At 69.6% G+C, this 25,521-nt stretch carries 27 protein-coding genes, 1 tRNA gene and 2 pseudogenes; 12 read left to right on the top strand and 18 right to left on the bottom strand.

What is annotated here, in order from left to right:
* Positions 1-55 precede the first annotated feature (55 nt).
* Positions 56-412, bottom strand: coding sequence for a DUF1580 domain-containing protein (locus ETAA1_RS12840; protein ID WP_145238585.1), 357 nt, complete (start codon positions 410-412; stop codon positions 56-58).
* A gap of 104 nt (positions 413-516) precedes the next feature.
* Positions 517-1,860 (bottom strand): helix-turn-helix domain-containing protein, encoded by a 1,344-nt coding sequence (locus ETAA1_RS12835; RefSeq protein WP_145238582.1) that lies wholly within the window; start codon positions 1,858-1,860, stop codon positions 517-519.
* Positions 1,861-2,277: 417 nt separating this feature from the next.
* Between ETAA1_RS12835 and ETAA1_RS12830 the strand changes: the two are divergent.
* Positions 2,278-3,207 (top strand): annotated as a pseudogene (locus ETAA1_RS12830) (N-6 DNA methylase); the annotation flags it as partial.
* Positions 3,208-3,265: 58 nt separating this feature from the next.
* Here ETAA1_RS12830 and ETAA1_RS32875 read toward each other — a convergent pair.
* Positions 3,266-4,385, bottom strand: a protein-coding gene (locus ETAA1_RS32875) for an IS3 family transposase (RefSeq protein WP_390621242.1) whose coding sequence is annotated in 2 segments (ribosomal slippage) — positions 3,266-4,106 and positions 4,105-4,385 — 1,122 coding nt in all. Because the reading frame shifts where the segments join, the coding sequence is not laid out codon by codon here.
* A gap of 214 nt (positions 4,386-4,599) precedes the next feature.
* On the opposite strand from ETAA1_RS32875, the gene ETAA1_RS12820 reads away from it, so the two are divergent.
* Positions 4,600-5,631 (top strand): IS630 family transposase, encoded by a 1,032-nt coding sequence (locus ETAA1_RS12820; protein WP_145235399.1) that lies wholly within the window; start codon positions 4,600-4,602, stop codon positions 5,629-5,631.
* Positions 5,632-5,651: 20 nt separating this feature from the next.
* Here ETAA1_RS12820 and ETAA1_RS12815 read toward each other — a convergent pair whose 3' ends face one another.
* The 7 genes and pseudogenes from ETAA1_RS12815 to ETAA1_RS12790 all read right to left on the bottom strand — a co-directional run bounded on the left by ETAA1_RS12815 (position 5,652) and on the right by ETAA1_RS12790 (position 11,784).
* The gene (locus ETAA1_RS12815; RefSeq protein ID WP_145238579.1) at positions 5,652-6,401 is read right to left on the bottom strand and encodes a hypothetical protein; all 750 of its coding nucleotides are present in this window, start codon (positions 6,399-6,401) and stop codon (positions 5,652-5,654) included.
* Positions 6,398-6,697 carry a DUF6788 family protein gene (locus ETAA1_RS33815; RefSeq protein ID WP_390621241.1) on the bottom strand — a complete coding sequence of 100 codons (300 nt, stop codon included), beginning with the start codon at positions 6,695-6,697 and terminating at the stop codon, positions 6,398-6,400. Before ETAA1_RS33815 ends, ETAA1_RS12815 begins: the two co-directional genes overlap by 4 nt.
* 105 nt (positions 6,698-6,802) lie before the next feature.
* Positions 6,803-8,089, bottom strand: coding sequence for a multidrug effflux MFS transporter (locus tag ETAA1_RS12810; protein ID WP_145238577.1), 1,287 nt, complete (start codon positions 8,087-8,089; stop codon positions 6,803-6,805).
* 80 nt (positions 8,090-8,169) lie between these two features.
* Positions 8,170-9,363 (bottom strand): MFS transporter, encoded by a 1,194-nt coding sequence (locus ETAA1_RS12805; protein ID WP_238389433.1) that lies wholly within the window; start codon positions 9,361-9,363, stop codon positions 8,170-8,172.
* Between the two features lie 80 nt (positions 9,364-9,443).
* Positions 9,444-10,220 (bottom strand): exodeoxyribonuclease III, encoded by a 777-nt coding sequence (xth, locus tag ETAA1_RS12800; RefSeq protein ID WP_145238570.1) that lies wholly within the window; start codon positions 10,218-10,220, stop codon positions 9,444-9,446.
* Positions 10,221-10,231: 11 nt separating this feature from the next.
* Positions 10,232-10,692, bottom strand: a pseudogene (locus ETAA1_RS12795) (DUF1810 domain-containing protein).
* Positions 10,693-10,758: 66 nt separating this feature from the next.
* Positions 10,759-11,784: an LLM class flavin-dependent oxidoreductase gene (locus ETAA1_RS12790; protein WP_202920856.1), complete on the bottom strand. Its 1,026-nt coding sequence runs from the start codon at positions 11,782-11,784 to the stop codon at positions 10,759-10,761.
* A gap of 232 nt (positions 11,785-12,016) precedes the next feature.
* Here ETAA1_RS12790 and ETAA1_RS12785 point away from each other — a divergent pair, with 232 nt between their 5' ends.
* Together ETAA1_RS12785 and ETAA1_RS12780 are read left to right on the top strand one after the other, a co-directional pair.
* The gene (locus tag ETAA1_RS12785; protein ID WP_145238565.1) at positions 12,017-12,301 is read left to right on the top strand and encodes a hypothetical protein; all 285 of its coding nucleotides are present in this window, start codon (positions 12,017-12,019) and stop codon (positions 12,299-12,301) included.
* A 270-nt stretch (positions 12,302-12,571) separates the two neighbouring features.
* Complete coding sequence (locus ETAA1_RS12780) at positions 12,572-12,856, top strand: hypothetical protein (RefSeq protein ID WP_145238562.1); 285 nt, start codon at positions 12,572-12,574, stop codon at positions 12,854-12,856.
* Positions 12,857-12,904: 48 nt separating this feature from the next.
* On the opposite strand, the gene ETAA1_RS12775 is transcribed toward ETAA1_RS12780, so the two are convergent.
* Together ETAA1_RS12775 and ETAA1_RS12770 are read right to left on the bottom strand one after the other, a co-directional pair.
* Entirely contained in the window at positions 12,905-13,108 is a 204-nt protein-coding gene (locus tag ETAA1_RS12775; protein WP_145238559.1) for a hypothetical protein, read from the bottom strand.
* A gap of 2 nt (positions 13,109-13,110) precedes the next feature.
* A complete protein-coding gene (locus ETAA1_RS12770) occupies positions 13,111-13,323 on the bottom strand; it encodes a hypothetical protein (RefSeq protein ID WP_145238556.1) in 213 nt (70 codons plus the stop codon).
* A gap of 246 nt (positions 13,324-13,569) precedes the next feature.
* Between ETAA1_RS12770 and ETAA1_RS12765 the strand changes: the two genes are divergently transcribed.
* The gene (locus ETAA1_RS12765) at positions 13,570-13,962 is read left to right on the top strand and encodes a DUF2147 domain-containing protein (protein ID WP_202920855.1); all 393 of its coding nucleotides are present in this window, start codon (positions 13,570-13,572) and stop codon (positions 13,960-13,962) included.
* A 174-nt stretch (positions 13,963-14,136) separates the two neighbouring features.
* On the opposite strand, the gene ETAA1_RS12760 is transcribed toward ETAA1_RS12765, so the two are convergent.
* Positions 14,137-15,333, bottom strand: a complete 1,197-nt coding sequence (locus tag ETAA1_RS12760; RefSeq protein ID WP_202920854.1) for a tyrosine-type recombinase/integrase — start codon at positions 15,331-15,333, stop codon at positions 14,137-14,139.
* 125 nt (positions 15,334-15,458) lie between these two features.
* Positions 15,459-15,532 (bottom strand) — tRNA-Pro (locus ETAA1_RS12755).
* A gap of 129 nt (positions 15,533-15,661) precedes the next feature.
* On the opposite strand from ETAA1_RS12755, the gene ETAA1_RS12750 reads away from it, so the two are divergent.
* On the top strand, positions 15,662-16,537 hold the full coding sequence (locus ETAA1_RS12750; RefSeq protein WP_145238550.1) for a HEAT repeat domain-containing protein: 876 nt from the start codon (positions 15,662-15,664) through the stop codon (positions 16,535-16,537).
* A 63-nt stretch (positions 16,538-16,600) separates the two neighbouring features.
* Positions 16,601-17,344 (top strand): DUF4013 domain-containing protein, encoded by a 744-nt coding sequence (locus ETAA1_RS12745; protein ID WP_202920853.1) that lies wholly within the window; start codon positions 16,601-16,603, stop codon positions 17,342-17,344.
* Positions 17,345-17,346: 2 nt separating this feature from the next.
* Here ETAA1_RS12745 and ETAA1_RS12740 read toward each other — a convergent pair whose 3' ends face one another.
* Positions 17,347-17,649 (bottom strand): HNH endonuclease, encoded by a 303-nt coding sequence (locus tag ETAA1_RS12740; protein WP_145238544.1) that lies wholly within the window; start codon positions 17,647-17,649, stop codon positions 17,347-17,349.
* Positions 17,650-17,726: 77 nt separating this feature from the next.
* Between ETAA1_RS12740 and ETAA1_RS12735 the strand changes: the two genes are divergently transcribed.
* Complete coding sequence (locus tag ETAA1_RS12735; protein WP_145238541.1) at positions 17,727-18,761, top strand: TolB-like translocation protein; 1,035 nt, start codon at positions 17,727-17,729, stop codon at positions 18,759-18,761.
* A gap of 244 nt (positions 18,762-19,005) precedes the next feature.
* On the opposite strand, the gene ETAA1_RS12730 is transcribed toward ETAA1_RS12735, so the two are convergent.
* Positions 19,006-20,319, bottom strand: a complete 1,314-nt coding sequence (locus tag ETAA1_RS12730; RefSeq protein WP_145238538.1) for a Gfo/Idh/MocA family protein — start codon at positions 20,317-20,319, stop codon at positions 19,006-19,008.
* A gap of 108 nt (positions 20,320-20,427) precedes the next feature.
* Between ETAA1_RS12730 and ETAA1_RS12725 the strand changes: the two genes are divergently transcribed.
* The 3 genes from ETAA1_RS12725 (at position 20,428) to ETAA1_RS12715 (ending at position 23,475) form a co-directional block, all read left to right on the top strand.
* Complete coding sequence (locus ETAA1_RS12725; RefSeq protein WP_145238535.1) at positions 20,428-21,234, top strand: 3-keto-disaccharide hydrolase; 807 nt, start codon at positions 20,428-20,430, stop codon at positions 21,232-21,234.
* A gap of 73 nt (positions 21,235-21,307) precedes the next feature.
* On the top strand, positions 21,308-22,204 hold the full coding sequence (locus tag ETAA1_RS12720; RefSeq protein WP_145238533.1) for a ThuA domain-containing protein: 897 nt from the start codon (positions 21,308-21,310) through the stop codon (positions 22,202-22,204).
* A gap of 5 nt (positions 22,205-22,209) precedes the next feature.
* Positions 22,210-23,475, top strand: coding sequence for a glycerate kinase type-2 family protein (locus ETAA1_RS12715; RefSeq protein WP_145238530.1), 1,266 nt, complete (start codon positions 22,210-22,212; stop codon positions 23,473-23,475).
* Between the two features lie 50 nt (positions 23,476-23,525).
* On the opposite strand, the gene ETAA1_RS12710 is transcribed toward ETAA1_RS12715, so the two are convergent.
* Positions 23,526-24,098: a hypothetical protein gene (locus ETAA1_RS12710; protein WP_145238527.1), complete on the bottom strand. Its 573-nt coding sequence runs from the start codon at positions 24,096-24,098 to the stop codon at positions 23,526-23,528.
* 562 nt (positions 24,099-24,660) lie between these two features.
* On the opposite strand from ETAA1_RS12710, the gene ETAA1_RS12705 reads away from it, so the two are divergent.
* Positions 24,661-24,867, top strand: a complete 207-nt coding sequence (locus ETAA1_RS12705; RefSeq protein WP_145238524.1) for a hypothetical protein — start codon at positions 24,661-24,663, stop codon at positions 24,865-24,867.
* Positions 24,868-24,900: 33 nt separating this feature from the next.
* Here ETAA1_RS12705 and ETAA1_RS12700 read toward each other — a convergent pair whose 3' ends face one another.
* The gene (locus tag ETAA1_RS12700; RefSeq protein WP_202920852.1) at positions 24,901-25,458 is read right to left on the bottom strand and encodes a GNAT family N-acetyltransferase; all 558 of its coding nucleotides are present in this window, start codon (positions 25,456-25,458) and stop codon (positions 24,901-24,903) included.
* Positions 25,459-25,521: the final 63 nt, after the last annotated feature.

The raw sequence follows: 25,521 nt of genomic DNA, 5'->3' as shown, positions 1-25,521 counted from the left end.
GTCTGATGGTGGGTTCACGCTCCTCGCGCCCGGCAGTTCGCGCTGCCGGGCGTCTTCACGCACCCTGGTCGATCAGCGTCTTGATTGCGGCCTTCGCCCGGCGGGCCGGGTCGGTGGTTGGGGCGATCGGCGCTGGGGCCGGCGGCGGGTCAACAGGGGTCAGTGCGGCGACGAACCGGGCCACGGCCTGGGAAGAAGTTAGCCACCTGTGGCCGACGCGGACGGCCTCCAACTTGACGGTTCGCCCGGCGAGGTTGAGCCCCTTCGTTGCCCACCTGAAAACTGTGCTCGGATCGACGGCCGGCCCGCCCCGGTGGCCGGGGAACTGACGGCCGACGCCGGACAGGGACATCCCCCCGCCGGCCCGGATCTCGGTCAGGACGAGTGGAACTTCGGAAACGCCATCGGCCATGCTGAGCCTCCCTCGCGGTTGCGACGGGGTTCAGCATGGCCGATGCGTTGCAGGGCTGGAATTGGCGTGGTGATGGCATCTTTCACGCCATCATCACGCCATCGTCACGCCACCGTTGGCGGGGCGTCGGGGCGGTAATACCCTCCGACCTTTCGGTCATTGGCCACTCGCCCGAGCTTCTTCAGAGGCGTCAGGTGGTCGCGATGGAGGCGGGACTTGTCACAGTCGAGCCGAGTCGCGAGTTCGTCGAGAGTCAAGGCCTTGGCGTCGAGTGCTCTCAGGATCTCTCGTTGTTTTTCCGTCAGTGCCTGGGGCGTGGAATCGGCCGGTGGTGTGGCGTTCTGGGGCGGATGGGCGACCGTGGTGCTGGTCGCTGGCGGGACGCGGGCCAACTGGTCGAGCATCCGGTCGATGATGCCCCTCCCTTCGACCCGGGCGAACAGTCCCGCTCGCTTCGTGTACAACCCGGTGATGGCTGCGTTCAACCCGTCCCGCCGTGGGTTCGGGTCGAGCGGGGCGCGGCGGTGGACGGTCAGCACGTCGTTGAGCGCTTCGAGGATCGCGTTCGGGTCGCCGGCGCGCCTGAGGAGGACGTCAACACTCCGGTAAGCGGCCCGTGCGGCGGCGGCAGACTCGGCCACGCGCGCGGCCAGGCGGCGGTACTGGTCCAGGTTCGACCAAAGGTAGGGGACCGAGGCGATCAGCCGAGTACATTCTCGGATGCCGACGGCGACGGTGGTAAACGCTTCGGCCAGCTCCGGGTCCAAGTGCGGGGGCGGCTCGACGCACAACTTTGACACCTGCTCGTCGATCGCCTTCGCCCACACCGGTTGCGACGGGCGAATGTCGGCGGTGTAGCACGGCGCCACGCCCGTCGCGCACTCGTCCCAGTCGTGCATGGCTGCAAGGGTATCGCTCGACAGCCGGATGTCGCACCGGTGGAGCCGGAGGCAGAGCAAGGAGCCGTCCATCTCCACCGCGTTGAGCATCCGTCTGTAGGCGGCGGTAAAGTTTGGCGCGACGCGCTCCTTGTGTACGTACAGGAGGTTGGAGAGCGCGGCGCAGACCTCCTGTCCCGCGGCCCGGGGAACGAAGGAGTACTGGTCGAGCGTGGTGAAAAACGTGACCGGCGAGGAGCCGTCGGCGATCGCGGCGGCGAGGGCGGCGAAGAACGCGTGTCCCGCGAACGCGTTACCCGGCTTCCCGTTGTCGAACTGGATGGCCCAGCGCCCGGCGCCCTGCCGGCTCGCAGGCACGTCCCCGAGACCGTTCTCCGCCAGCCGCCGTGCCAGGGCCACCACCGCGGCCGCCCACTTCTCGCGGTCGTCGAACGAGGCATCCGCGACGGCCTGGAGCGCGTCATACACGGGCTTCAAGGCGGCGTGGTAATCGGCAGCGAGTTGCTCGATGCTCGCGGCGGCGGCGCGGAGTTGGTCGAACTTGCTCACCGGGGAGCCCCCGGTGGATGATGGGCCGATCGACATGGCGTAGTTCCCGGCCGGCGGGCCAGGGCCGGGCGACGGGGGGAACTACTCACCCGCCGCCACGGCCCCGGATTTCGGCGGGTAGCTACTCCCGTCAACCGGTTGAATGGGTAGTGTACACCCGAACGGTAGCACCCGGAAGGCCGGTTACGACCCTCTCCTGGCTACCGCTCCACCCGGAGCCGGTGGCCGAACAGCTGCCACCCGCGGGTCGGTGGTCGCCGTACCTATCGGGTGTCAGGTTCCCCTGCGAAGCGCCCACTTCGCACCTTTCAGGGTCGGCGCGGTTGGACTAAACTACTTCCCCGCGACAGATTCAAGCAGGCGCGACTGGGTGTGCCCGGCGCCGCGACGGCCACGCGACCACACCGGGTTCGCCCCATGTTCGAGCAGGCGTTCAAGAACATCGACGACGCGCTTCGGAAAGAAGCCGGCTGCACGACCGAGCTCGACTACACCGAGCAAACGTCGTGGCTCCTCTTCCTGAAGTACCTCTACGGGCTGGAACAGGACCGGGCGGACGAGGCGGCGCTGGAGGGCAAGAAGTACGCCTTCATCCTCGACAAGCCGTACCGCTGGGAGAGTTGGGCCGCGCCGAAGGACAAGGGCGGGCAGATCGACCACAACAAGGCGCTCGGCGGCGACGACCTGCGGGACTTCGTGAACCAGAAGCTGTTCCCGTACCTGCACGACTTCAAGCAGAAGGCGAGCGGGCCGAACACCATCGAGTACAAGATCGGCGAGATCTTCGGCGAGATCAAAAACAAGATCCAGAGCGGGCACAACCTCCGCGACATCATCGACCACATCGACGAGCTGCGGTTCCGGTCGCAGACCGAGAAGCACGAGCTGAGCCACCTGTACGAAGCCAAGATCAAGAACATGGGCAACGCCGGGCGGAACGGCGGCGAGTACTACACGCCGCGCCCGCTCATCCGCGCCGTCGTGCGGGTCGTGAAGCCGAAGATCGGCGAGCGCGTCTACGACGGGGCGGTCGGGTCGGCGGGGTTCTTGTGCGAGGCGTTCGAGTACCTGCGGGCGAAGCCTAACCTGACGACGAAGGACGTGAAGACGCTCCAGGAGAAGACGTTCTACGGCAAGGAGAAGAAGCCGCTCGCCTACGTCATCGGGATCATGAACATGATCCTGCACGGGATCGAGGCGCCGAACATCGCCCACACGAACACGCTGAGCGAGAACGTCGCCGACGTGCAGGACAAGGACCGGTTCGACGTGGTGCTGGCGAACCCGCCGTTCGGCGGCAGCGAGCGGAAGGAGGTGCAGCAGAATTTCCCGATCCGTACCGGCGAGCGGTACAGTGGACCCCATTGTCTAGACCAAAAAGTGGCGATCCTTCGCTACTGTTTCGTCAGGCCGTCTTGGCCCCGACGCCGTACACCTCGGCCGGGGTGCGGTAGTCCAGGGACTGGTGCCGCCGCTCGGTGTTGTAGAACCCGAAGTACGCCCGCAGCCCGCCCTCCAACTCCGGCACCCGCTCGTACCCCTTCAGGTACACGTCCTCGTACTTCACGCTCCGCCACAGCCGCTCGACGAACACGTTGTCCAGGCACCGCCCCCGACCGTCCATGCTCACCGCCACCCCGGCCCGCTCCAGCCGCCCGGTCCACGCACCGGCCGTGAACTGCACCCCCTGGTCCGTGTTGAACACCTCCGGTCTGCCCCGGCCCAACGCCTCCTCCAGCATCTCCTGGCAGAACGCCCCGTCGAGCGTGTTGGACAGCCGCCAGGCGACCACGTACCGGCTGAACCAGTCGATCGTCGCCGCCAGGTACATGAACCCACCCGGCAGCGGCACGTAGGTGATGTCGGCACTCCACACCTGGTTGACCCGCTCGACCGCCACGCCCCTCAGCAGGTACGGGTAGACCTTGTGCCCACGGCCTGCCAGCGACAGTTTCGGCTTGGGGTAGATGGCCTCCAGCCCCATCACCCGCATCAGCCGCCGCACCCGCTTGCGGTTCACCTCGTGGCCCCGGCCGATGAGCCACTGCGTGATCTTTCGGCTCCCGAAGAACGGGTGGGCCGTGTACTCCTGGTCGATGAGCCGCATCAACTCCAGGTTCTCGGGCGTCTCCGGGGTCGGCTCGTAGTACCGGGTCGAGCGGTTCAGACCGACCAACTCGCACTGCCGGCGGATGCTCAGCTCGGGGTGATCCTCGTCGATCAACGCCCGCCGGGCGTCAGCCGAGGGGGGCAGATTTTTTTTTCACCCAGTCGAGTTCGACCTTGAGTCGCCCGATCTGCTCGAACAGCTCGGCCGTCTTGTCCTCCGGGGGTCCGGTGGTCTTGGCTCCCGAGGCGAACACGGCCTCGACCCCGGCCAGGAGTTGCTTCTTCCACCCGTGGATCAACGTCGGGTGGACGCCGTAGTGGGACGCCAGTTCGTTGATGGTCTTGTCACCCTTGACCGCCGCCAGGGCGACCTGAGCCTTGAACGCCGCCGAGTGGCTCTTCCGCTTGCCCGCCATCGGTTCCCCTTTCCTGGCTCGCCGGTGTAGCTTAACCGGCGGTCCAGTTTTCGGGGTCCACTATATACACCGCCATCGCTGACGCCGTCACCGAGCTTGGCAAGCCCGACGAGATTGGGAAGGCGTTCGCGGGGTTCCAGCGCTTCCTCTACGAATGGGAACCCGCTGCCTGATGCGACACTAAGCAGTTGGCCCCGATTGCGTACCATGTTTCATGATCCGCGTTCACCTCACCGTTGCGACGCAGTCCGAGTTGCAGGCTCTCCGGCGGGACCCCCTCCCGCCCCGGGTACGGGATCGGCTGGAGATGGTCCTGCTGTCCGACGCCGGGTGGTCCCCGCCCCGGATCGCCCGGCACCTCGGGTGTGACCCGCAGACCGCCCGGGCCGTGATCCACGGGTTCAACGCCCGGGGGGTGCCGGCCCTCTACCCCGGCAAGCCCGGGCCGGCCCCCAACTACGCCCGCCGGGATCAGGTGGCCGCCCGGCTGACCGACCTGCTCGGCCAGGACCGGACGTGGACGGCGGCCCAACTGGCCGACGCCCTCCGCCCCAACGGGATCCGGCTCCGTGCCCGTCAGGTCCGTCGGTACCTCGCCCGACTGCGGGCCGGGTACCGGCGGACGGCCTCGACCCTGGAGCACAAGCAGAACCGGCCCAAGGTCGCCCGGGCGGCGGCCGTCCTGGGCGGCCTGCAACGGAAGGCCCGGGAGGGCCGGCTGGTCCTGGACTATCTCGACCAGTGCGGGTTCGCCCCGTCGCTGCCCGGTGGGTACTCGTGGTGCCTGCCGGGCCAGCGGAAGCGGGTCCGGTACGAGTACCCCCAAGGTCGGCGGGTCAACGTCCTGGCCACCTACGAGCCGCTCGGCCCGGCCCCCCGCTTGGATGCCGTGCCGTTCGAGCGGACGCTCACGTCGGACGACCTCGTGGCCTACCTGCGGGGGAGGCCCGCGGTCGGGCGACCCCGGGTGGTGGTTCTGGACAACGCCCCGATCCACACCAGCAAGGTGGTCAAGGCCGCCCGGCCCGAGCTGGCGAAGTCGGGGGTCTACCTGTACTACCTGCCGGCGTACAGCCCCGAGTTGAACCGGATCGAGGCCGTGTTCAAGCAGGTCAAGCACCACGAGATCCCGACCCGCAGTTACGCCACCCGGTCCGATCTGCGGGCGGCCGTCGAGCAGGGCTTCAACTCATATGCCCAAAAGCTCCGCCCAGAACCTGGGAAACAACTACGGCCGGCTGCTTAGAAGCGCACCTCACACCGCGCCTACAGCGTTGGGCAGCCTTTGGGCTCGGCAACCACGTTCACCTGCTGCTGCGCCACGTTCATCTGACCGCCCTTCTTGACGATGACGGGGCCGCTGTGCCGCCGCATGTCGCACAAGGCGCGGAGGGTCCGCAGGAAGATCCGGTTGAACCGGTCCATCATCGTCGCGGCCTGCTCGACGGCGTCGGCATCGCTCTGCCGCGGCGGCCCCCACTTCCCCTCGTCCTGGTGCCGCCGGTCGTTGGTGACGCTCTCCAGACTGGTGCGGATCGTTAACGTCCGCAGCCACGTCAGAAAGCCATGCTGCGCCTGCGCCATGCCGTCGATGAGCTGGCGCTCGACGCCGTTGCGGGGCTGCCACTCGGCCGACAGCTCCGCCCGCAGCGCCAGGAACTGGGCCCGCTGCCAGGCGTCGTCGTTGACCGTCTCGACGGCGACGGCGGCCCGGTGGCCGGTCCGGAGTTCGTCCAGCGCGGCCCGCTTGACCTCCTCCCAGCGGGCGGTCGCGCGGTCGGGGTCCGTACTGGTGAGGGCGTGCAGGTCGAACCAACTGACCTGATCGGGTGGCCCGTGCAGCGCTCGCTCGCCTTCGTCCGCCGGTGATTCGGCGGCGCGTTGAAGCGCTTCCCCCCGCGATAGGCGATAGTGCTTCTCGTAGCTCTGCACCATCTGGCCGAACGAATTGACCAGTTCCCCGGCGATCACGCCGGCCTCGCTCGGCGCCGCTGCTGTGGTTGCGACCGCGCTCATACTGACACCTCCCGCACGACGGCCACCAGGTTCCGCCACTTACGCCACGAGTCGGCAAGCTCCTGGCGCTCCCGCTGACGGGCCGCACAGGCGGTCCGCACCGCCGCCAGGTCGGCGCGTCGGACGTAGCGCTTTCGCAGCCGGCCGCCCTCACGCCAGAACCGATAAAAGGCGAGGTGGCCTTGCCCGTTGGCGCAATGGCAGCCCGGCTTACCGCAGCGCACTCGTTGGGCGCAGACCACACCCGGCAGCGTCTTGGGTAACGGTTCCGGTGTTTTAGTTCTGCCCTGACTCACGACTGTCCCCGAACGGGTACGCTTGCGGCTCTCGGCCGATACGGCATCATACCGCCTACCGATCACACCTTGAGCACCTCGTCGCGGTCGAACTGTAGACACCCCCTACACGCGGCAGACCTCGCACTCGCCCGCCACGTTGTTGTGCTGGCAGGCCGGCTCTTCCAGCTCGGCGGGCGGGGCCAGTTCCTCCGCCACCGGGCTGGCCTCCGCCCGCCGCCGGCCCACCTGCAGAATCGTCAACCCGACCGCGGCCGTCACCCCGAACACGGCCACGATCGGCACCCGGTCGCCCGGGCTGGCGGCGCCGATCGCCGTCGAGATCACCGCCCCGGTGCCGAGCTGGAAGAACCCGAGCAGGGCCGACGCGCTCCCGGCGTTCCGCGAGAACGGGCCGATCGCCAGGGCCGACGCATTCGGGTTCGTCACCCCGACGCAGCACAGGAACCCGAACAGCACCGCCAGCGTCCCTCCGAGGCCGAGTACCCCGGCCCAGGTGCCGATCAGAAACACCGCGCCGAACACGACCTGCGCCGCCAGGAAGGCGAGGAATAGCGTCTCGCTCCGCCACCGCCGGAGCAGTACGACGTTCACCTGGCTCGCGCCGATGAACCCGCCGGCGAGCAGGGCGAAGATCAGGCTGTAGGTGCGGCCGTCCACCCCGAACCCGTCCATGAACAGTACCGGCGACCCGGCCACGAACGTGAAAAGCCCGGCGAACGAGAACGCCCCGGCCCCGGCGTAGGTGTGGAACCGCGGGTGCCGCAGGATCGACAGGTACTCGGCCACGATCGGCCCCGGCCGCAGCGAGATGCCCGGGTCCGGGGTGTGCCCCTCGGGCAGCAGCGTGAGTACGAGCGCGAGGATGCCGGCCACCACCACCGCCAGTGAGACGAACGCCGCCGGCCACCCGCCGAGCCCGATCACCAGCGTGCCGACGGTCGGGGCCAGCAGCGGCGACACGGCGATGAACAGGAACAGCCGGGACAGCACCCGGGCCGCCTGGTCGCGCGGGAAGAAGTCGCGGACCATCGCCACCGACGCCACCTGCGCCACGCACCCGCCCAGTGCCTGGACGAACCGCAGTGCGATGAGCGTGTACACGTCCGGGGCGAACGCACAGCCGACCGACGTGACGACGAACAGCGACAGCCCGACGACCAGCGGCGGCTTCCGCCCGAACCGGTCGAGGAGCGGGCCGTACACCACCTGCCCGAGGGCCAGCCCGATGAAGTAGCTCGACAGCGTGAGCGCGACGGTCGTGCTCGGCACCCCGAACCCGGCGGCCAGTTCCGGGAACGCGGGGAGGTACATGTCGATGGCGAACGGGCTGACAACGCTCAGGGCGCCGAGCAGCGAGATGACGAACAGGCCGGATCGGGTCGCGCGCAAGGGTCGGCACCTTCCGTGGGTGAGGGCGTTGGCAAATACGGCGGGGAGATTCCGGGGATAGGCCCGCCGGCGGCCGGACCTTACACGGGCCGCCGGAGGTTCGGCAGGAGCGCCGTCAGGAGCCCGATCAGCGGCAGGTACGCGCAGACCTCGTACACGAACCGGATGCTCGTCTGGTCGGCGAGCCAGCCGAGCGCGGCGGCCCCGATCCCGCCCATCCCGAACGCGAACCCGAAGAACAGCCCCGCCACGAGCCCCACCCGACTCGGCAGCAACTCTTGCGCGTACACCATGATCGCGGAGAACGCCGACGCCAGGATCAGCCCGATGGGCACGGTCAGCACGGTCGTCCAGAACAGGTCGGCGTGCGGCAGGATCAGGGTGAACGGCAGCACCCCGAGGATCGACCCCCAGATCACCGCCTTGAACCCGACCCGGTCCCCGACCGGGCCGCCGAGGAACGTGCCGGCCGCGACCGCCCCGAGGAACACGAACAGCCGCAGCTGGGCGTCCGCGACGCCCACGCCGAACGTGTCGATCAGGTACAGGGTGTAGTAGCTCGTCAGGCTCGCCAGGTAGAAGTACTTCGAAAAAATCAGGCACAACAGCACGCCGACGGCGAACGCGGCCCGGCGCGGGGACAGCGGCGACGGCGTCGCGGTCGCTCTCTTCGCGGCCCGGTCGGCCAGGTGCGCCTTGTACCACCGCCCGACGCCGACCAGGAGCAGCATCGCGGCGACGGCCGCGACGGAGAACCAGGCCAGGCTGCGCTGCCCCCACGGCACGACGACGAACGCCGCCAGCAGCGGCCCGAGCGCCGACCCGCCGTTCCCGCCGACCTGGAACAGCGACTGCGCCAGCCCGTGCCGCCCGCCGGACGCGAGGCGGGCCATCCGCGACGCCTCCGGGTGGAACACCGCCGACCCGACGCCGACGAGCGCGGCCGCGGTGAGGATCAGGGGGAAGCTGTCGGCGACCGACAGGAGTAGCAGCCCGCCGAGGGTAACGCCCATGCCGAGGGCGAGGGAAAACGGCTGCGGACGCCGGTCGGTGGCCAGCCCGACCAGCGGCTGGAGCAGCGACGCGGTGCACTGGAAGGCGAGGGTGACGAGCCCGATCTGGGTGTAGGTGAGGGCGTAGGTGTCCTTGAGGACCGGGTAGACGGCCGCGATCAGGGACTGGATGGTGTCGTTGAGCAGGTGCGAGACGCTCAGCGCCACAAGAATCGCGACCGCCGTCCCCCCGCCCGCCCGCACCGGTTCGTTCGACCCCACCACTATCCTCCTTGACCCGTCCCGTGTTCCCTACGGACCCGCCCCGGGACGCACGGGCTCACCGCAACCCACCCGCGCGCCTACACGTCCCGCAACTCGACCCACGTCGGGGCGTGGTCGCTGGTCTTCTCCCACCCGCGGACGTGCCGGTCCACGCCCGCCGCGACGAGCCGGCCCGCGGCGGCCGGGTTCAGCAGCAGGTGGTCGATCCGCAGCCCGGCGTTCCGCCGCCACGCCCCGGCCGTGTAGTCCCAGAAGGTGAACACCCGCTCGCCGGGGTTCAGGTGACGCAGCGCGTCCGTCCACCCCTGGGCGAGCAGCCGGCGGTACGCCTCGCAAGTCTCCGGGCGGAACAGCGCGTCGGCCTCCCAGCCCGCCGGGTCGTACACGTCGAGTTCCTCGGGGATCACGTTGTAGTCGCCCGCGAGGACCACCGGGTCGGGCGAGGCCACCAGTTCCGCCGCCCGCGCCGCGAACCGGTCCATCCAGCGGAGCTTGTAGTCGAACTTCGGCCCCGGTGCCGGGTTCCCGTTCGGCAGGTAGAGGCAGCCGACCCCCACGCCGCCGACCGTGCCTTCGAGATACCGGCTGTGAAAGTCGTCCGGGTCGCCGGGAAGGCCGCGCCCCGTCTCGGCCGGCTCGCCCGCCCGCGCCAGGATGGCGACGCCGTTCCACGCCTTCTGCCCGTGCCAGATGGCGTGATACCCCGCCTCCCGAATGGCCTCGGTGGGGAACTTCTCCTGCACGGCCTTCAACTCTTGCAGGCACGCCACGTCGGGCCGCGTCTCGGCGAGCCACCGGAGCAGCACCGGCAGCCGGGCGTTCACGCTATTCACGTTGTAGGTGGCGATCTTCATCGGCGGGTCCGTCAGGCCGGGTCGGGCGACGTGCCCAGGAGCCGGAGCGTCGCCGGGTCACTCTCGCCCGGGAAGTACCGGTCGAGTACCCGCTCGAACACCGAGCCGGCGGGCGACACGGCCGCGAACAGCGTGGCCGACGACCGCAACTTCAGGTCATCGGGCGAGCCGAACACGTCGAGTGCGGACGCGGGCATTGGCACCGCCGCGGCCGTCTCGGCGCACGCCACTAGCCGCGGCCCCAGGACCGGGTGCGCGAGGTACGCCTCGGCCTCCGCCCGGTTCCAGATCGCGTACCGGCGGGCCATCGAGCTGAAGCCGAGGCCGTCGATCTGCGGGAAGACGAACCACATCCAGTGCGACCGCTTCCGCCCCGCCCGCACCTCGGCGAGCGCCCGGTCGAGACGCCCTCCTGCGCGTCCACAAAGCGGGCCAGGTCGTGCGGGTCACCCGCAACGGGTTTGTCGGCCAGGGTCCCCTCGGTCGGCGGGGGTGAGGGCGAGGAAGTGGGGTCGATGTACGCCGCCCGGCACGGCGGTCAAACGCCGGCCGCTTCCCGACCGAGGCCGGCATGAACGTCAGCCGCGATCTCGAACGACCGGAGGCGGGCGGCGTGGTCGTAGATCTGCCCGGCCAGGATCATCTCGTCCGCCTGTGTCTCCTCCGCGAACCGCTCCAGCCACTGGCTCACGGTCTCGGGCGACCCGACGGCCGAGCACCGGGTCATCCGCTCGACGTGCTGCCGCTCATGCGGGAGCCATACCCGTTCCATCGACTCGACCGGCGGCGGTAGCAGCCCCGGGGTGCCGCGGACCAGGTTCAGGAACTGCTGCTGCGCCGAGGTGAACAGCCGCAGGGCGGCGGCGTCCGTGTCGGCCGCGAACACGTTCGCCGCGACCATCACGTGGGGCTTGTCCAGGCGCGCCGACGGCTCGAAGTGCCGGCGGTACAGCGCGAGGGCCTCGTGCAGGAGGTCCGGGGCGAAGTGCGACGCGAACGCGAACGGCAGGCCCAGCTCGGCCGCGAGTAGGGCCGAGAAGTCGCTCGACCCGAGGAGCCAGACGGGCACGTCCAGGCCCTCGCCCGGGACGGCGTGGACCCCGTTCCCCGGCCCGCCGGCGCGGAAGTACGCCATCAACTCCTGCACGTCGTGCGGGAACGTGTCGCCGCTGCTCCCGAGGCCCCGCCGCAGCGCGCGGGCCGTCGGCATGCTCCCGCCGGGGGCGCGGCCGAGCCCGAGGTCGATCCGGCCCGGGAACAGCGACTCCAGCGTGCCGAACTGCTCGGCGATCACCAGCGGGGCGTGGTTCGGGAGCATGATCCCGCCGGACCCGACGCGGATCGTGGACGTGCCGCCGGCGACATGGGCGATGACCACGGCCGTCGCGGCACTGGCGATGCCCGGCAGGCTGTGGTGCTCGGCCAGCCAGTACCGGTGGAACCCCAGCCGCTCGGCGTGCCGGGCGAGGTGGAGGGTGTCGCGGAACGACTCGGCCGCCGTTCCACCTTGGCAGACGGGCGACAGGTCGAGGACCGAGAACGGGATGTCGGACATTACTTTCATCACGGTGCCCCGGGGTGTGCGCCACCACGAAAGATACCGGCAGGGTCGCGCCGGGTTACACCACCGCGGGCGCGGCGACCGACGCCGGAGTCGCAACCACCCACGCGGCCGATCATCACCAGACGTGAAACCCGAATGAGGCACGGCGCCGGGCGACGCAAGTTGGCCGGGGCACTCGTTACTTCGGCGTGAAGGGAGGAACTAGACGGGACACCCGAGAGGAGACCGAGTCATGCTCCGGAAAATGATCCTGACGGCCGTGGTCGCGACCGGGACCGCCGTCGGGCTGACCAATTCCCCTGCCACCGCCTCCGCCCAGCCGCCGTTCCCCGGCCTGAAGGAGCCGCACGGCCCGGGCTTCCCCGACCGCGACGACTATTTGGTACTGGTCCGGCACCACGGGCACTGGGACCGCTACCGGGTGTTCGACGACTGGGACGACGCCCAGCGGGCGGTCTGGCGGCTGGAGCGGCAGGGCCGGGACGCCAGCATCGAGGTGGTCCGCCGCCACCGGTAAACGAAAAGACCGGCCGCGCCCCTGACTGTCGCCTATTCAGTCAGAGAGACCGCGGCCGGCCCGTCAGAGATACCTGTCCAACCCCGCGCTACTTACACGGTTCACAGGGGTGTGTCACATCCCCTTGCGATCACGTGTGGCACCGCGGTACGCTCCCGCCCGACGGGCGAGAACCGGTCGACGACGGAATCCTCCCGGCATTGACGCCATCTACAACGTGACACCTGCCTGCCGCCCCCCGTGCGGCGGAGACCATACCGGAGTGACGCCATGAGCACCATGACCACACCCCCGCCGGCGGAACCCGGGATCCCGCAGCCGGAGCCGACGTGCCGGACGCGTTCGGACGGCATCCGGGCCGAGGTGCTCGCGAGACTCGGCCGCCCGGCCGAACTGTACCGGGTGACGGTCGCTCCCCTCTGGGGGAACCGCTTCCGGGTGAACGTGATGACCGGGAGTGCGGCCGGGGTCGAGATCCCGAACAGCTACTACGTGACGGCCGACGACTCGGGGACTATCCTCGGGGCGGAGCCGCCCCTTCGGAAAGAGTACTGACCCGACCCACCGGCGCGCCGCACCCGAGATCGCCCTCGCGTGCAGTACTCACGCCGCCGCAGCGGGCCGCAAGTCCTTCATGGACTTGCCCGCCTTCCGCAGGGCGGTCGCCCTCGCCAACACCGCCCACCGTGGCACGTTCTTCCCACCCACCAACTCCCTGACCCGCTGTACCGCCTCGTCCAGAGATCCGGCCCCATTCCACGCCGCCACGAACGCCTCCTCGGGCACCTGCCACGCGCGGTCGTGCATGGTCACCCCACCTTCCGCGAGAGTGCCTGCAGCCATAGCCACACGAACGGCGGCTGGTCCTCGGTTCCCACCAAGAGGTGCCGCTCGTCGCCGATCGTGACCTGCTGGCCGGGCACCATGCCGAGCCGCTCCCAGTCGTCCAGCGAGACCCGTAGCCGCCCGCCCTCGGCGTAGGCGAACACCGCCACGCCGTTGATCCGCACCTGCTCGCTCATGCCGTCCCTCCGCGGAGCGGCTATGGTGCGGCGGGCGGCAGGTCGTCGCAAGGTGGCAGGATGGGCGAGTGCTGCGCGAGCTCGTCGCGACGGCGGTAGGGACGGAACAAGCCGGACGGGCTGAACCGACGGTCGATCATGCGAACCACCGTGCCCGCGCCGTCGCGGGGCACGCCGCCCTTTTCCGGTGGCGGTATAACAGCCCCCCCGCGGCCGGGGCGGCCGCACCCCCACGGAGGAACGATCGTGAAGCATCTCGCACTCGGACTCATGGCGGCCGGCCTGGTCGTCATGACCGGCACCACCCAGGCCCAGGACCAGGCGGCCGACCCGACCGGCACGTGGACATGGACGGTCGAGCGGAAGGGGGAGAAGCGGGACGTCACCCTCAAGCTGGCGAACGCGGGCGGGAAGCTGACCGGGACGGTGTCCACCGGCAAGGACGGCGAGTCCAAGATCGAGGACGGGACCTTCAAGGACGGCGAGGTGCGGTTCAGCGTCACCCGCGAGCGCGGCGGCGAGAAGTTCACGAGCAAGTACAGCGGCAAGCTGAGCGCGGACTCCATCAAGGGGTCCTACGAGACGACGGTCGGGGGTAAGGAGCAGAAGAAGGATTGGGAAGCGAAGAGGGCGAAGTAAGGGCGGCGACACGCGGGAAGCAGAGAACGCCCTGGTGTCGGTCGGGGCGTTCTTCGTTTCTCGGCCACGGTGCCCACGATCGGCGCTGGCGAGGGCAAGGAAGTTGAGTACCGAGGGTGGGTGACCGCGACCACGGCTGGGGGTAAGCGACTCCCAGCCGTCCGACACCAAACCTTACCCGATCTTCGCGGCAACCGTCGCGGCGAGTGCCCCGTCCCGCTCGGCGTAGACCTCGGTGACGCTCATCTTCGAGTGCCCGAGGGCAGCTCCGGCGTGCTCCAGCGAAAACATCTTCCGGGCCTTGGTGGCGTAGCTGTGCCGTAACTGGTTCGGGTGCCAGTGGGGCACGCCGGCCTTGATCGCGGCCTTTCTGACGGCCCGTGCGTAACTCGTCGCGTCGTACGCGTCCTTCGGAGTACGCTTCGGGAGCTTAACCCGCTTGGCCGCGTTGCGGGCCAGGTGCGACGGCCAGCGGGGCGTCTTCCGGGCGGCGGCCCGAGCGGCCCGCACCTCCTCAGTGGCCCGCATCGGGCTGAACAGCGGGGCGTCGAGATTGGGGACGAAGAATTCCCGCAGAAGCGCCTGCGCCTTCGGCCCGATGGCTACAACTCGGGACTTGCCGCGGTGGGAATTCTTGTGGCGCCGCGGCGTATACAGCCACACCTCGCCCCCCGTGTCGATGTCGGTCCGGCGGACCCGGCAGGCCTCGCCCGGCCGACAACCCGTCAACCGCTGGAACTCGACGAGCCCGCGAACGAATCGGTTGAGGTACGGGAGCGTCGCATCGACGACGTTCTCCTCGACCGGCCGGACAGGGTCGAGGTCGGGCGCCGCGGTTCGCCCGCGCTGGAGCGCGGCGACGGCGGCGAGCCTCTGGTAGACGGCGGGCGGGATCAGTTCCTCGGAGACCGCCCACTTGAAGATGCGGCGGACGATTCGCACCCGGCGGTTGCAGCCTGTGCGGGCGAGCCCCTCGTTGACCCACAGCTGCCGAGCGGTCTTTAGCGCCAGCGGCCCGAACTCGGCAGCGGGGGTTTCGGCGTGCAGCTCGCGCACCGCCCGGATCACGCCCTTGAGCACGCTCACTTCACTGGTCGGCGTGCCGTCCGGGTGGCGGTAGTGCTGCTTGGCATGTTCGAGGAAGGCGGCCAACACTTCCGCGACGGTGAGGCCCTCGCGGGTCGCCACGGCAGCGGTCGGAGAGACTTCCAGTTCGAGCTGGAAGCGGACGAACGCGGTCCGAGATTCAGGCGAGTTGAACAGCCCGGGAAGGAGTCTCTGCTGCCGGTTGCCGGCGGCGTCGTACCAGATGACGCGGCCGCGGCCGGACTGCTTGTGAAGGACGTACGTCGGGAAGGGATTACGGTTCACGCTCGGGCTCCGATGCGATTGTGGAATGATTCCACAGTTCGCTTGGTTCGGAAGCCGCACCCAGCGGAAGCTGGGGTAAGCGAAAAACGCTTCGGCTGCAAGGCAATCGTCACTGACCAACCGAGTCGGGGCGGCCGGATTTGAACCGACGGCCTCCTGCTCCCAAGGCAGGCGCGCTACCAGACTGCGCTACGCCCCGATACCCGCCCATCCTACCTACCACCCCGGACACCCGCCACCCCGTTCCGGTTCGCGGTTCCGGTTGACCCCCGCTCGCCACCCCGGTATGCGGCCGCGAAACCGCGTCGGGCGCTGACGGGAGGGGACCGTGCTCCGGGTACTGCCGATCGCCGGCGTCGTGGGAACGTGCGTCGCCCTCACCGGCTGCGCGTCCACCCTCGACACCGTCACCAGCCGCACGTTCCGCTCCTCCCCGTTCGACACCACCGTAAAGATGGTGCGGCCGGAAGACCCGCTCGTCGTGCTGCGGGCGAACCCGCCGCGGTCCGGCGACGACCGGGCGAAGGCGATGCTGCGGCTACAAGAGCCGCTGACCAACGGCGGCAGCCAGGCCGACCAGGACGAGATGATCGACACCCTTGCCCGCGCCGCGACCAGCGACCCGAGCCCCGTACTGAGGCTGTCGGCGATCGAGGCGCTCGCCCGCTTCCAGGACCAGCGCGCCGCCGGCGTGCTGATGCTCGCGTACCAGAACGCCCACGGCCGCAGCGAGGACGCGACCGTGCCGACGGCGCGCGTCCCCGGCGCGCGGCCGCCGCTGGCGGTGCCGACCGGGTTCGCCCCCGACACGGTCACGACGATCCGCTGCCGCGTCGTCGAGTCGCTCGGCCGCGGCGGGCGGCCGGAGACGATCGCGTTCCTGGCGTCGATCGCCGGCAGCAGCGCGCCCGGGCAGGGGCCCGAAGGCTCCGAAGACCGCGACGTACGACTCGCGGCCGTTCGCGGTCTCGGCCAGTGCCGGCACCCCGAGGCGGTGACGGCGCTGGCCCAGGTGATGACCGCCGAGCACGGCAAGGACGCGGCCGTGGTCGGTCGGGCGCACGACGGCCTCGTCAACCTGACGGGCCAGCGAATCCCCGCCGACCCGGCCCGGTGGAATCAGGTGGTGCAGGCCGGGGCGACCGTGGTGCCGGAGCCGAACGTCGTGGACCGCGCCGTGAACTGGGTGCTCGGCCCGCCGTGAGGCTGGCCGGACGGGGCGGCGGCGGGTAGCGTGGGGGCGTACCCTACCACGCCGGGGGCCGCCGTGCAGTACCAGCTCGCGTTCGGATTCTTCATCGGCCAGAAGCCGAACGGCTGGACGAATCTCCTCCTCGCCACCGTCTGCCTGTTCATCCCCGTCGTCGGCCCGCTCGTGCTCCTCGGCTACCAGGCCGAGATGGCCGAGCGCCTCGTCCGCGACCCCGACCTGCGGCGCTACCCCGACTTCTCGTTCGACCGGTTCGTCGAGCTCCTCACCCGCGGGTTGTGGCCGTTCCTTCTCAGCCTCATCGCGGCCCTCGTCTTCATTCCGGTGCTGATTGCCGCCGTGTTCGCGGCCGTCGCGGTCGGCGCCGCCGCGAACTCGCCGGGTGTCGGGGCCGCCCTCGCGGTGGCCGTGTACTTCTTCGGCATCATCGGCGTGAACGCGATCATGATCCCGGTCCAGTTCTACGCCGAGATGGCGAACCGCTTCGACCTCGGCGGGGCGGTCCGATTCACGCTGTCGTTCATGAAGCTGGTCGGTGGCCGAGCGGTCGTCGCCCTCCTGGTGCTGATGCTGCTGACGGTGCCACTGCTTTTCCTTGGCATGCTGGCGTGCTTCGTCGGCGTCTACCCGGCGAGCATCGTCGGCATGATGGCGGGGCAGCACCTGATGGTGCAGCTGTACCTCGACTACCTGGACCGCGGCGGCGAAGAGATCGTGAAGACGCCGACGGATGCCGAACGCCGGCGGCGCCGCCGGCGTGAGGAAGACGAAGAGGACGAACTGTACGACGACGAGCGGTGACCTCACACCTTCCGGCGCCGCTCCTTGTTCCGCTTCCTCCGCGACGGCGGCTGCTTCCGCACCCACGTCCGGAACGGCCCCAGCTCCGGCGCCGTCCGCAGCTGGTCGATCGTCGGGTACAGCACCGCGAGCGTCGTGTTCGTGAACGTGGCGTGAACCATGCCATGGCACTGCGAGCAGACCAGCTCCACGTCCTTGGTCGTGCCGCCCTTCGCCTTCGGTTTGCAGTGGTGCTTCGTCAGCCGGTCCGGCGGGAACGGGCGGCCGCACAGGCGGCACGGCTCCGGAGGCTTCGGCGGCGGCATCAGGGCGGCTCGCGGTGGCCGGGCGGGTCGGACAACGCAAGAATGATAGACGACGCCACCACACGCGAGGAACCGCGATGACGCCTTTGGTTCTGGCACTGACGTTCGCCCCCGGCCAGCCGCCGGCCGCGGACTGGCAGATGGCCGAGTCGCCGTACCTGAAGAACATCAAGCAGGTGACGAGCAACTTCGTCCGCGCCGGCGAGGGGTACTTCTCGCCGGACGGCAAGCAGGTCATCTACCAGGCCGAGGAGAGCGACGCAGGGAACCCGTTTTACCAGATTTTCGTGCAGGACCTGGCGACGGGGAACCGCCGCCGCATCAGCCCCGGCGTGGGCCGCACCACGTGCGCCTACTTCCGCCCGGACGGGAAGCGGGTCATCTTCGCCAGCAGCCACGAAGACCCGGACGCGAAGAAGCACCAGATCGCCGAGTTCGTGCAGCGCGAGCAGGACAAGAAGAACAACGTCCGCCGACGATACGCCTGGGACTTCGACCCGTTCATGAAGATTTACGAGGCCAACCCGGACGGTACCGACCTGAAGTGCCTGACGCCAGACTCGAAAGTATACACCGCCGAAGGGAGCTACTCGGCCGACGGCAAGAAGCTCGTCTACAGCGCCGGCACAGCGGGGAACGTGCAGCTGTTCACGATGAACGCCGACGGCACGGGCGCGAAACAACTGACGAACGTTGCGAACTGTTACAACGGCGGCCCGTTCTTCAGCCCGGACGCCACGAAGGTGGTGTTTCGCGCCGACCGCAAGGAAAAGGACCGGCTCCAGCTGTTCGTCATCAACGCCGACGGCACCGGCGAAAAGGCGTTGACCAGTGACGACAAGTGGGTGTACTGGGCGCCGTACTGGTACAAGGACGGCAAGCACATCATTTACACGGCGGCCGACCACTCGAACGAACTCGCGCGGCCGAACTACGACCTGTACTGGATGAACGTCGAGACGGGGAAGACGACCCGCATCACGCACGCCCCGGGGCAGGACGTGCTGCCGGTGTTCAGCCCGGACTACACGAAAGTGATGTGGACCACCAGCCGCGACGGCCGTAGCCCGACACAGCTTTACATCGCGGACTTCACGCCGCCGAAAGAGTGAAGAAGCGGCTCACGCAAAGGTGCAAAGCCGCCAAGAGCACTAAGGGCTGTGTTCTTGGCGGCTTTGTGCCTTTGCGTGAGCTTGCGTTGTCTTAGCGCCGACCACGCTGACCGTTCCGCGACCAGCCTTGAAGTAGAACGAGTCGCCGGGGTTGCCCCCGACGGCCCGCCTGCCTGCGACCGACCGACATCCCGCTGATGCCCGACGGAAGCCATGCGGGTGCCGCCATGCACCCCGTGTGCCGTTACATGCCGGGCACGTCCCACCCGCGGCGGTACTCACGCCGCACGAACCGGTTCGCCGCGTCGTTGTTCGTCACCCGCAGCGCCTTCGTGTCCCACGTCAGGTCCGCCTGCGGGAAGCGCGTCGCCAGGCAGCCCAGCAGCACCATCTCCGTCAGCGGGCCGGAGTAGCTGAAGGGCGCGCTCGTCGTGCCGTTGCCGCGCACGGCCTCGACGAACTGGCGGTAGTGGTCGTCTCCGGTCGTCGCAGGCATTCGGTAGTCGCGGAACTTGTCGGCCGGTAGAAGCACCGGCGGCCCGATGTACGGCGAGTACATCACGCCCGCCTCGCCGATGTAGATGGAACCCTGGTCGTTCAGCTTGCGGTCGCCGATCAGCGCGGCCACGTCGGCCGGCGGACGGGCGTTTCCGTTGTACCACGTCAGCGCCACCCGCTCGGTCGTGTGCCGGGTGCCGGGGAACACGTAGCGCACCTTCACGTCCAGCGACCAGTTGTACGCGTTCGGCCCCGGCAGCTCGGAGCGGATCGTCAGCGGGTTGCCGACGCCGAGGGCGCCGAACACCGGGTCGAGGATGTGGCAACCCATGTCGCCGAATGTACCTGTGCCGAAGTCGAGCCGCTTCCGCCAGTTGCCCGGGTGGTAGTAGCCGTTGCCGATGAACGGCCGGTCCGCCGCCACGCCGAGCCACTTGTCCCAGTCGAGCCCCTTCGGGATGTCGTCCTTGCGGTCCGGCTTCGCGGCCGTGTCGCCCCACGACTTGCCGCTCCAGGAGTGAACCTCCTTCACCTTCCCGATCGCGCCGGCGTGGACGAGCGCCACCACCTGCTTGTGGACCGGGTGCGAGTGGATCTGAATCCCCATTTGCGTGATGAGCCGTTTCTCGGCCGCGACCTCGGTCAGCCGGCGGGCCTCGTGGATCGTCTGCGTCAGCGGCTTCTGGCCGTAGACGTGCAGGCCGCGCTGCATCGCCGTCATGGCGATCGGGGCGTGCATGTGGTCCGGCGTCGAGACGTTCACCGAGTGCAGGTCGCGCTCGCGCTCCAGCAACTGCCGGTAGTCGGTGTAGACGCGGACGTCGGGGAAGCGGCGCTTCACGTTCGCCAGCCGGGCCTCGTCCACCTCACACACGGCAACGAGCTTGAGGTGCGGGCTGGCGGCGAGCGACTGGATATCGGACCATGCCATGCCGTCGGCGCCGAAGCTGGCGTGCAGGACGGTCTCGCTCGGCCGGGCCTGGGCGAAGTGGCGGAACACGAACGGCGCGGCGAACCCGGCCGCGAGCGCGGCGCGGCGGGTGGGACGGGGCGTCGGCATGAGAGACTCCGGAGGGGAACGCGGGCGGAACCCAGAGCGTAAGGGAGGGGCTGGCGGCACGCAACCCCGCGGTTTACGCTATTCACACCCGCCCGGAGAACCCACCTCATGCGCGCCCTCGCAACCTGCACCCTGTTCGCGGTGGCGGCGTTTGCACTCGCCCAGGACATCCCGCCGCCGCGGCTCGTGAAGAAAGAACCGGTGAAGTACCGGGCCGGCGACATGAAGCGGCCCCGGCCCCCGGTCGTGGAGCCGCCGGGCTGGGGGAGCGACGACGCGCCCGGGAAGCCGCCGGCGGATGCAACCGTGCTGTTCGACGGCACCAACCTTGCGGCGTGGTTCAAGTCGGGGAAGAAGGCCGGCGACCCGGACGCGGTGCCGCACTGGAAGGTCGAGAGCGGGTACGCCGAGGTAACCCGCGGCGGCGGCATCACCACGAAAGCGAAGTTCGGTGACGCCCAACTCCACATCGAGTGGGCGACGCCGAAGGAGGTGAAGGGCAACGGCCAGGGCCGCGGCAACAGCGGCGTCCACCTCGGCGGCTTCGGCGAGATTCAGGTGCTCGACTCGTTCGGGAACGACACGTACCCCGACGGTCAGGCCGCGGCGTTGTACAACCGCTTCCCGCCGCTGGTGAACGCAAGTCGCCGCCCCGGCGCGTGGCAGACTTACGACATCATCACCCGCCTGGCGCGGAAGGACGACGCCGGAAAGGTGACGAAGCCGGCACTGATCACGGTGCTGCACAACGGCGTACTGGTTCACCACGCCGTCGAGTTCGGCGGGAACGCCAACGAGTTCCAGTTGCACCTCTCGGACCACAGCAACCCGGTGCGGTACCGCAACGTGTGGGTGCGGAAGTTGAAGGACTACGACGAAGACGGCACCCCGCCGCCGGAGCCGAAGAAGCCGTGACCCCTGGCAACCATCGCGGGGGCGGGATAGGCTGTTCCCCGTGCCCACCCTCCCCCCTGCCCCGCGGACCCCAATGACCCGCCCGCTCGTCGCCGCGGCACTCGGACTCGTCGCCGCCGCCCTCGTCAGCCTCTCCGCGTCCGCCCAGCCGCCGGACCAGCTCGCCAAGGTCGAGGCGGCACTGCCCGACAAGGCGCCCGCCACCCCGAAGGCGCCGCGGAACATCCTGATCTACAGTCGCACCGCCGGGTTCCGACACAGCTCCATCGCGATCGGCACGCGTGCCATCATCCTGATGGGCGACAAGACGAAGGCGTACACCGCGTTCGCCACCGAGGACGAGTCGTTCTTCGAGCCGGAGAAGCTGGCGAAGTTCGACGCCGTGTTCATGCTCAACACCACCGGCAACTGCCTCCGCCCGAAGAGCGGCGACAAGGCCACGCAGGACGCCCGCGAGGAGGCGCTCAAGAAGAGCCTGGAGGCGTTCGTGGCGTCCGGGAAGGGGTTGATCGGCGTCCACTCGGCGACCGACACCTACGGCGGGTGGAAGGCTTACAACAAGATGATGGGCGGGGCGTTCGACGGCCACCCGTGGAACGCAGGCGGTAAGGTCGGCGTCAAGAACCTCGACCCGACGCACCCGATCAACGCCTCGTTCAACGGCGGCGGGTTCGACATCACCGACGAGATTTACCAGTTCCGCGCCGACACCGCCGTGCAGGGCGAGCGCCGCTACCTGCTGGCGCTCGACGGGGAGAAGACGAACCTGAAGATCGGCAAGCGGGCGGACGGGTTCTACCCCATCAGCTGGGTGACGACCTACGACAAGGGGCGCAACTTCTACTGCTCCCTCGGCCACAACGAGGCGATCTTCTGGAATCCCGCGGTGCTGCGGCACTACCTGGCCGGCATCCAGTACGCCCTGGGCGACCTGGAGGTCGACGCCACGCCGACGGCCGCCAAGAAGTGAGCGCGGTGCGCGACGACGCGCTGGCAATCTGGTCGGCGGCTGTCCGCGCCGCCGACCCCGAGCGGCTCGTGCGGGAATCGCTGGCGCGCGAACCGCTCCCGCCAGGCCAGCGGCTCCTCATCCTCGGCGCCGGCAAGGCCGGGGCCGCGATGCTCGCCGGCCTCGGCGACTACCTCGACGCCGCAACCGGCATCGTCAACGTCCCTGCCGGCCAGGAGGGGATGCGGGGTAGCGTTCGATTGCACGCCGCTCGCCCGGCGGGCGTGAACGAGCCGACCGCGGCGGGTGTAGCCGGTGCCGAGGAGATGCTGAAACTCCTCGCCGACGCCGGTCCCGATGACGTGGCCGTGTGCCTGCTGTCGGGCGGCGGGTCGGCGCTGTTGCCGGCGCCGGCAGCCGGTGTCACACTCGACGACAAGCTCGCCGTTACCCGGTTGCTCCACCGGAGCGGGGCGACGATCGACGAGATGAACTGCGTCCGCAAGCACCTGTCGCGGGTGAAGGGCGGACGCCTCGCGGCCGCGTTCCGCGGCAAGCTCCTTCTCACGCTGATCGTATCGGACGTGGTCGGCGACCCGCTCGACGTGATCGCCTCCGGCCCGACCGCACCCGACCCCACCACCTTCGCCGACGCCGTTGCCGTGCTGGCGCGGTACGGCCTGACCAAGCACGTGCCGCCGGCGGTGAACCAACTGCTCGCCCGCGGCACGTCCGAGACACTGAAAGTGCTGCCGCCGCACGTTGTGAACCGCGTCATCGGCAGCAACCGCGTCGCGCTCGACGCCGCGGCCGCAGAGGCCGAGCGGCGTGGCTACCGCGTCCTCGACCTCGGGGCATTCGTCGAAGGCGAGACGGCCGCGGTGGCTGCGGCCGTCGCCGGCGTGGTTCGCAGCATCCGCCGCGACGCGAAGCCGATCGCCTCTCCGGCGTGCGTCCTGATCGGCGGCGAGACGACGGTGACCCTCGGCGACCATCCTGGGAAGGGCGGCAGGAACCAGGAGTTCGTTCTCGCTCTGATGCTAAAGCTCGCCGCGACGCCCGAGGGGATGGCAGGCGTGACCGTGCTCAGCGGCGGCACCGACGGAGAAGACGGCCCCACCGACGCCGCCGGGGCGGTGGCCGACGCCGGCACCCTGGAGCGCGGCCGAGACGCCGCCGAGCACCTTCGACGACACGACGCCTACCCTTACTTCGCCGCAACGGGCGACCTGCTGAAGCCCGGCCTGACGGGCACCAACGTCATGGACGTGCGGGTCGTGCTGGTGACATAAAAAAGCCCGGGGACGGCCGTCCCCGGGCTTCGCGGCGACTCGGATTGATACTACTTGATCCGCAGCGTCACCACCTCGCCGGGGCGGATGGTGCTGCGGGTCGGCGCCGCGGCGGTGTTCGCCGACAGCAGTTGGTAGCTGAATTCGCCGGACACGACGGCGATGTCCTGCGTGGCGTTCGGGGCCACGCGGTGCGTCCGGCCGTTGACCACCATCGTGATTTCGACCGGGTACTCGTTCACCACGCGCACCGTGCCCTGTTGAGGGGCGGCGGGCGCCGGGTTGCCACCCGGCATCTGGTTCGGCACACCGGGGATCGCAGGTCCGGTGGCCGCCGGCCGCAGCGACGTGGACTTCAACGTCTCGAACTGCGACTTCAACGACGCCACTTCGTCACGCAGTTCCTTCAGCTGCCGCACGACGCCGGGGTCGGACGGCAGCACGACGCCGGTCTCGTCCTTCTTGCCCTCCAGCATCTCGGTGAGCTTGGTGAGCGACTTCTGGATGTCTTCCAGCTTCTGGTCGGTGGTCTTTGCGGCGCCCTTGTCCTGGGCGGCGGCCGGTTGCGGGAGCATCAGGGCGCCGCCGAGGACGGCCGCGGCGGCGGTCGACTTGAACATCATGGGGTCGGCTCCGGGTGTCGTCGCTACGGGTACGGCGGGCGGGGGCACGGGCAGCGCGGGTGCCACCGGGCCGGCGACCGGGACCGGCATCGGAGGCATCGTAGGCGGTGCCACCGGGCCGGCGACCGGCGCGGGAACCGGTACAGGTGCTACCGGGGTCGGTGCCGGCGGCGGGGGCAACGCGAACACGTCGCGCTCCGACGGTGGCACTGGCCCCTGAGCCGGCTTGGCCCGGTCCGCGACGCGGGGCGTCGGTGCGACCGGCGGCGCGGACTTCCACGCGGCGTCTGTTTTGACACTATTCCCCGTATCAGCCGGACGCAAGGGTGAAACCGTCTTCGACGGGGTCGGCGGTTCTGCCGGCGGGGCCGACTTTGCGGGTGGCGCGGGCGGGGTAAGCGGGAGCACCGGCGCGATCGGCGGTACGGCGGGTACCTTCGGCGCGACCGGCGCTTTGAAATCGAGTTGCACCGGCGGCGGCGGAACCGGGGGCGTCCCCGGCAGCGCGGGGAGCGGCGGGACTGGCGGTTGAAGAGCGGCGGGCAGCACGGCACTCGCGGGAATGATTGCACCCGGCGCCGGCGGAAGCGGCGTGCTTGCGGCGGCGGCTGGCGACAGCGGCGACGACGACCGCATCCACTGCGGCGGGGTCTGGGCCGTCGCGCGGCGGTCCGGGGCAAGCAGCGCGACGCCGCACGCGGCCACCACGACCGCCACAGCCGCCTTCCACCACCGCCGCGTCACCGTCCGCATGGGCGTCCCTCCCTAGACCGAAAGCCCGGGGCGGCCCCGGGCTCGGTTCCTAGCGCTCCTCGTACTGGGCAATCCGGTTGACCGGGCCGTCGTCCTCGTCGGCGTAGTCGGACGGCGCCCAGAGCTCCATCTGGAAGGCGTCCTCGCCGCTGTCCTCGTAGTAATTCCGCAGCACCTTGGTGGCGCGGAAGTCGTGGTCGCGGAAGAACACCTGGGCGTCGATGTTCCGCTCCCGCACCGCGAGCGTGATCTTGAGCCGGCGGTGCGTCGTGAGCTTGTGGACGAGCTTGCCGAGCATCTGCCCGCCGATCCCGTTCCGCCGGGCCAGCGGGTGGACAGCGAAGTTCAGGATGTGCAGGCGGGTCTTGTGGAGCTCGTAGATCATGAACCCGGCCACCCGCACGCCGGGGGCGGGGCCGACCGGGTCGTCGCTCTCGGCGACCATGCCGATGCAGTTCCGCTGGCGGAGGCAGCGGAGGAAGTCGTCCTCCGTCCACGCGTACTCGAAGCTGGCCCGCTCGGCCGCGAGTACGTCCGGCATGTCGCGCCGGATCATCCACCGGATGTGCAGCTTCTGCCGCTGGCGCTGCGCACGTCCTACGCTCATGAACGGGCTCCTTCCCCCGCCCGGGCACAACCCGGGTCGAAAGCCGCCGGATGGTATCCTTCA

Origin of the sequence: Urbifossiella limnaea, assembly GCF_007747215.1 — a bacterium.
Lineage (GTDB): Bacteria > Planctomycetota > Planctomycetia > Gemmatales > Gemmataceae > Urbifossiella > Urbifossiella limnaea.
The sequence above is the reverse complement of the archived record's forward strand: the minus strand, read 5'-3'. Positions and strand labels throughout refer to the sequence as shown.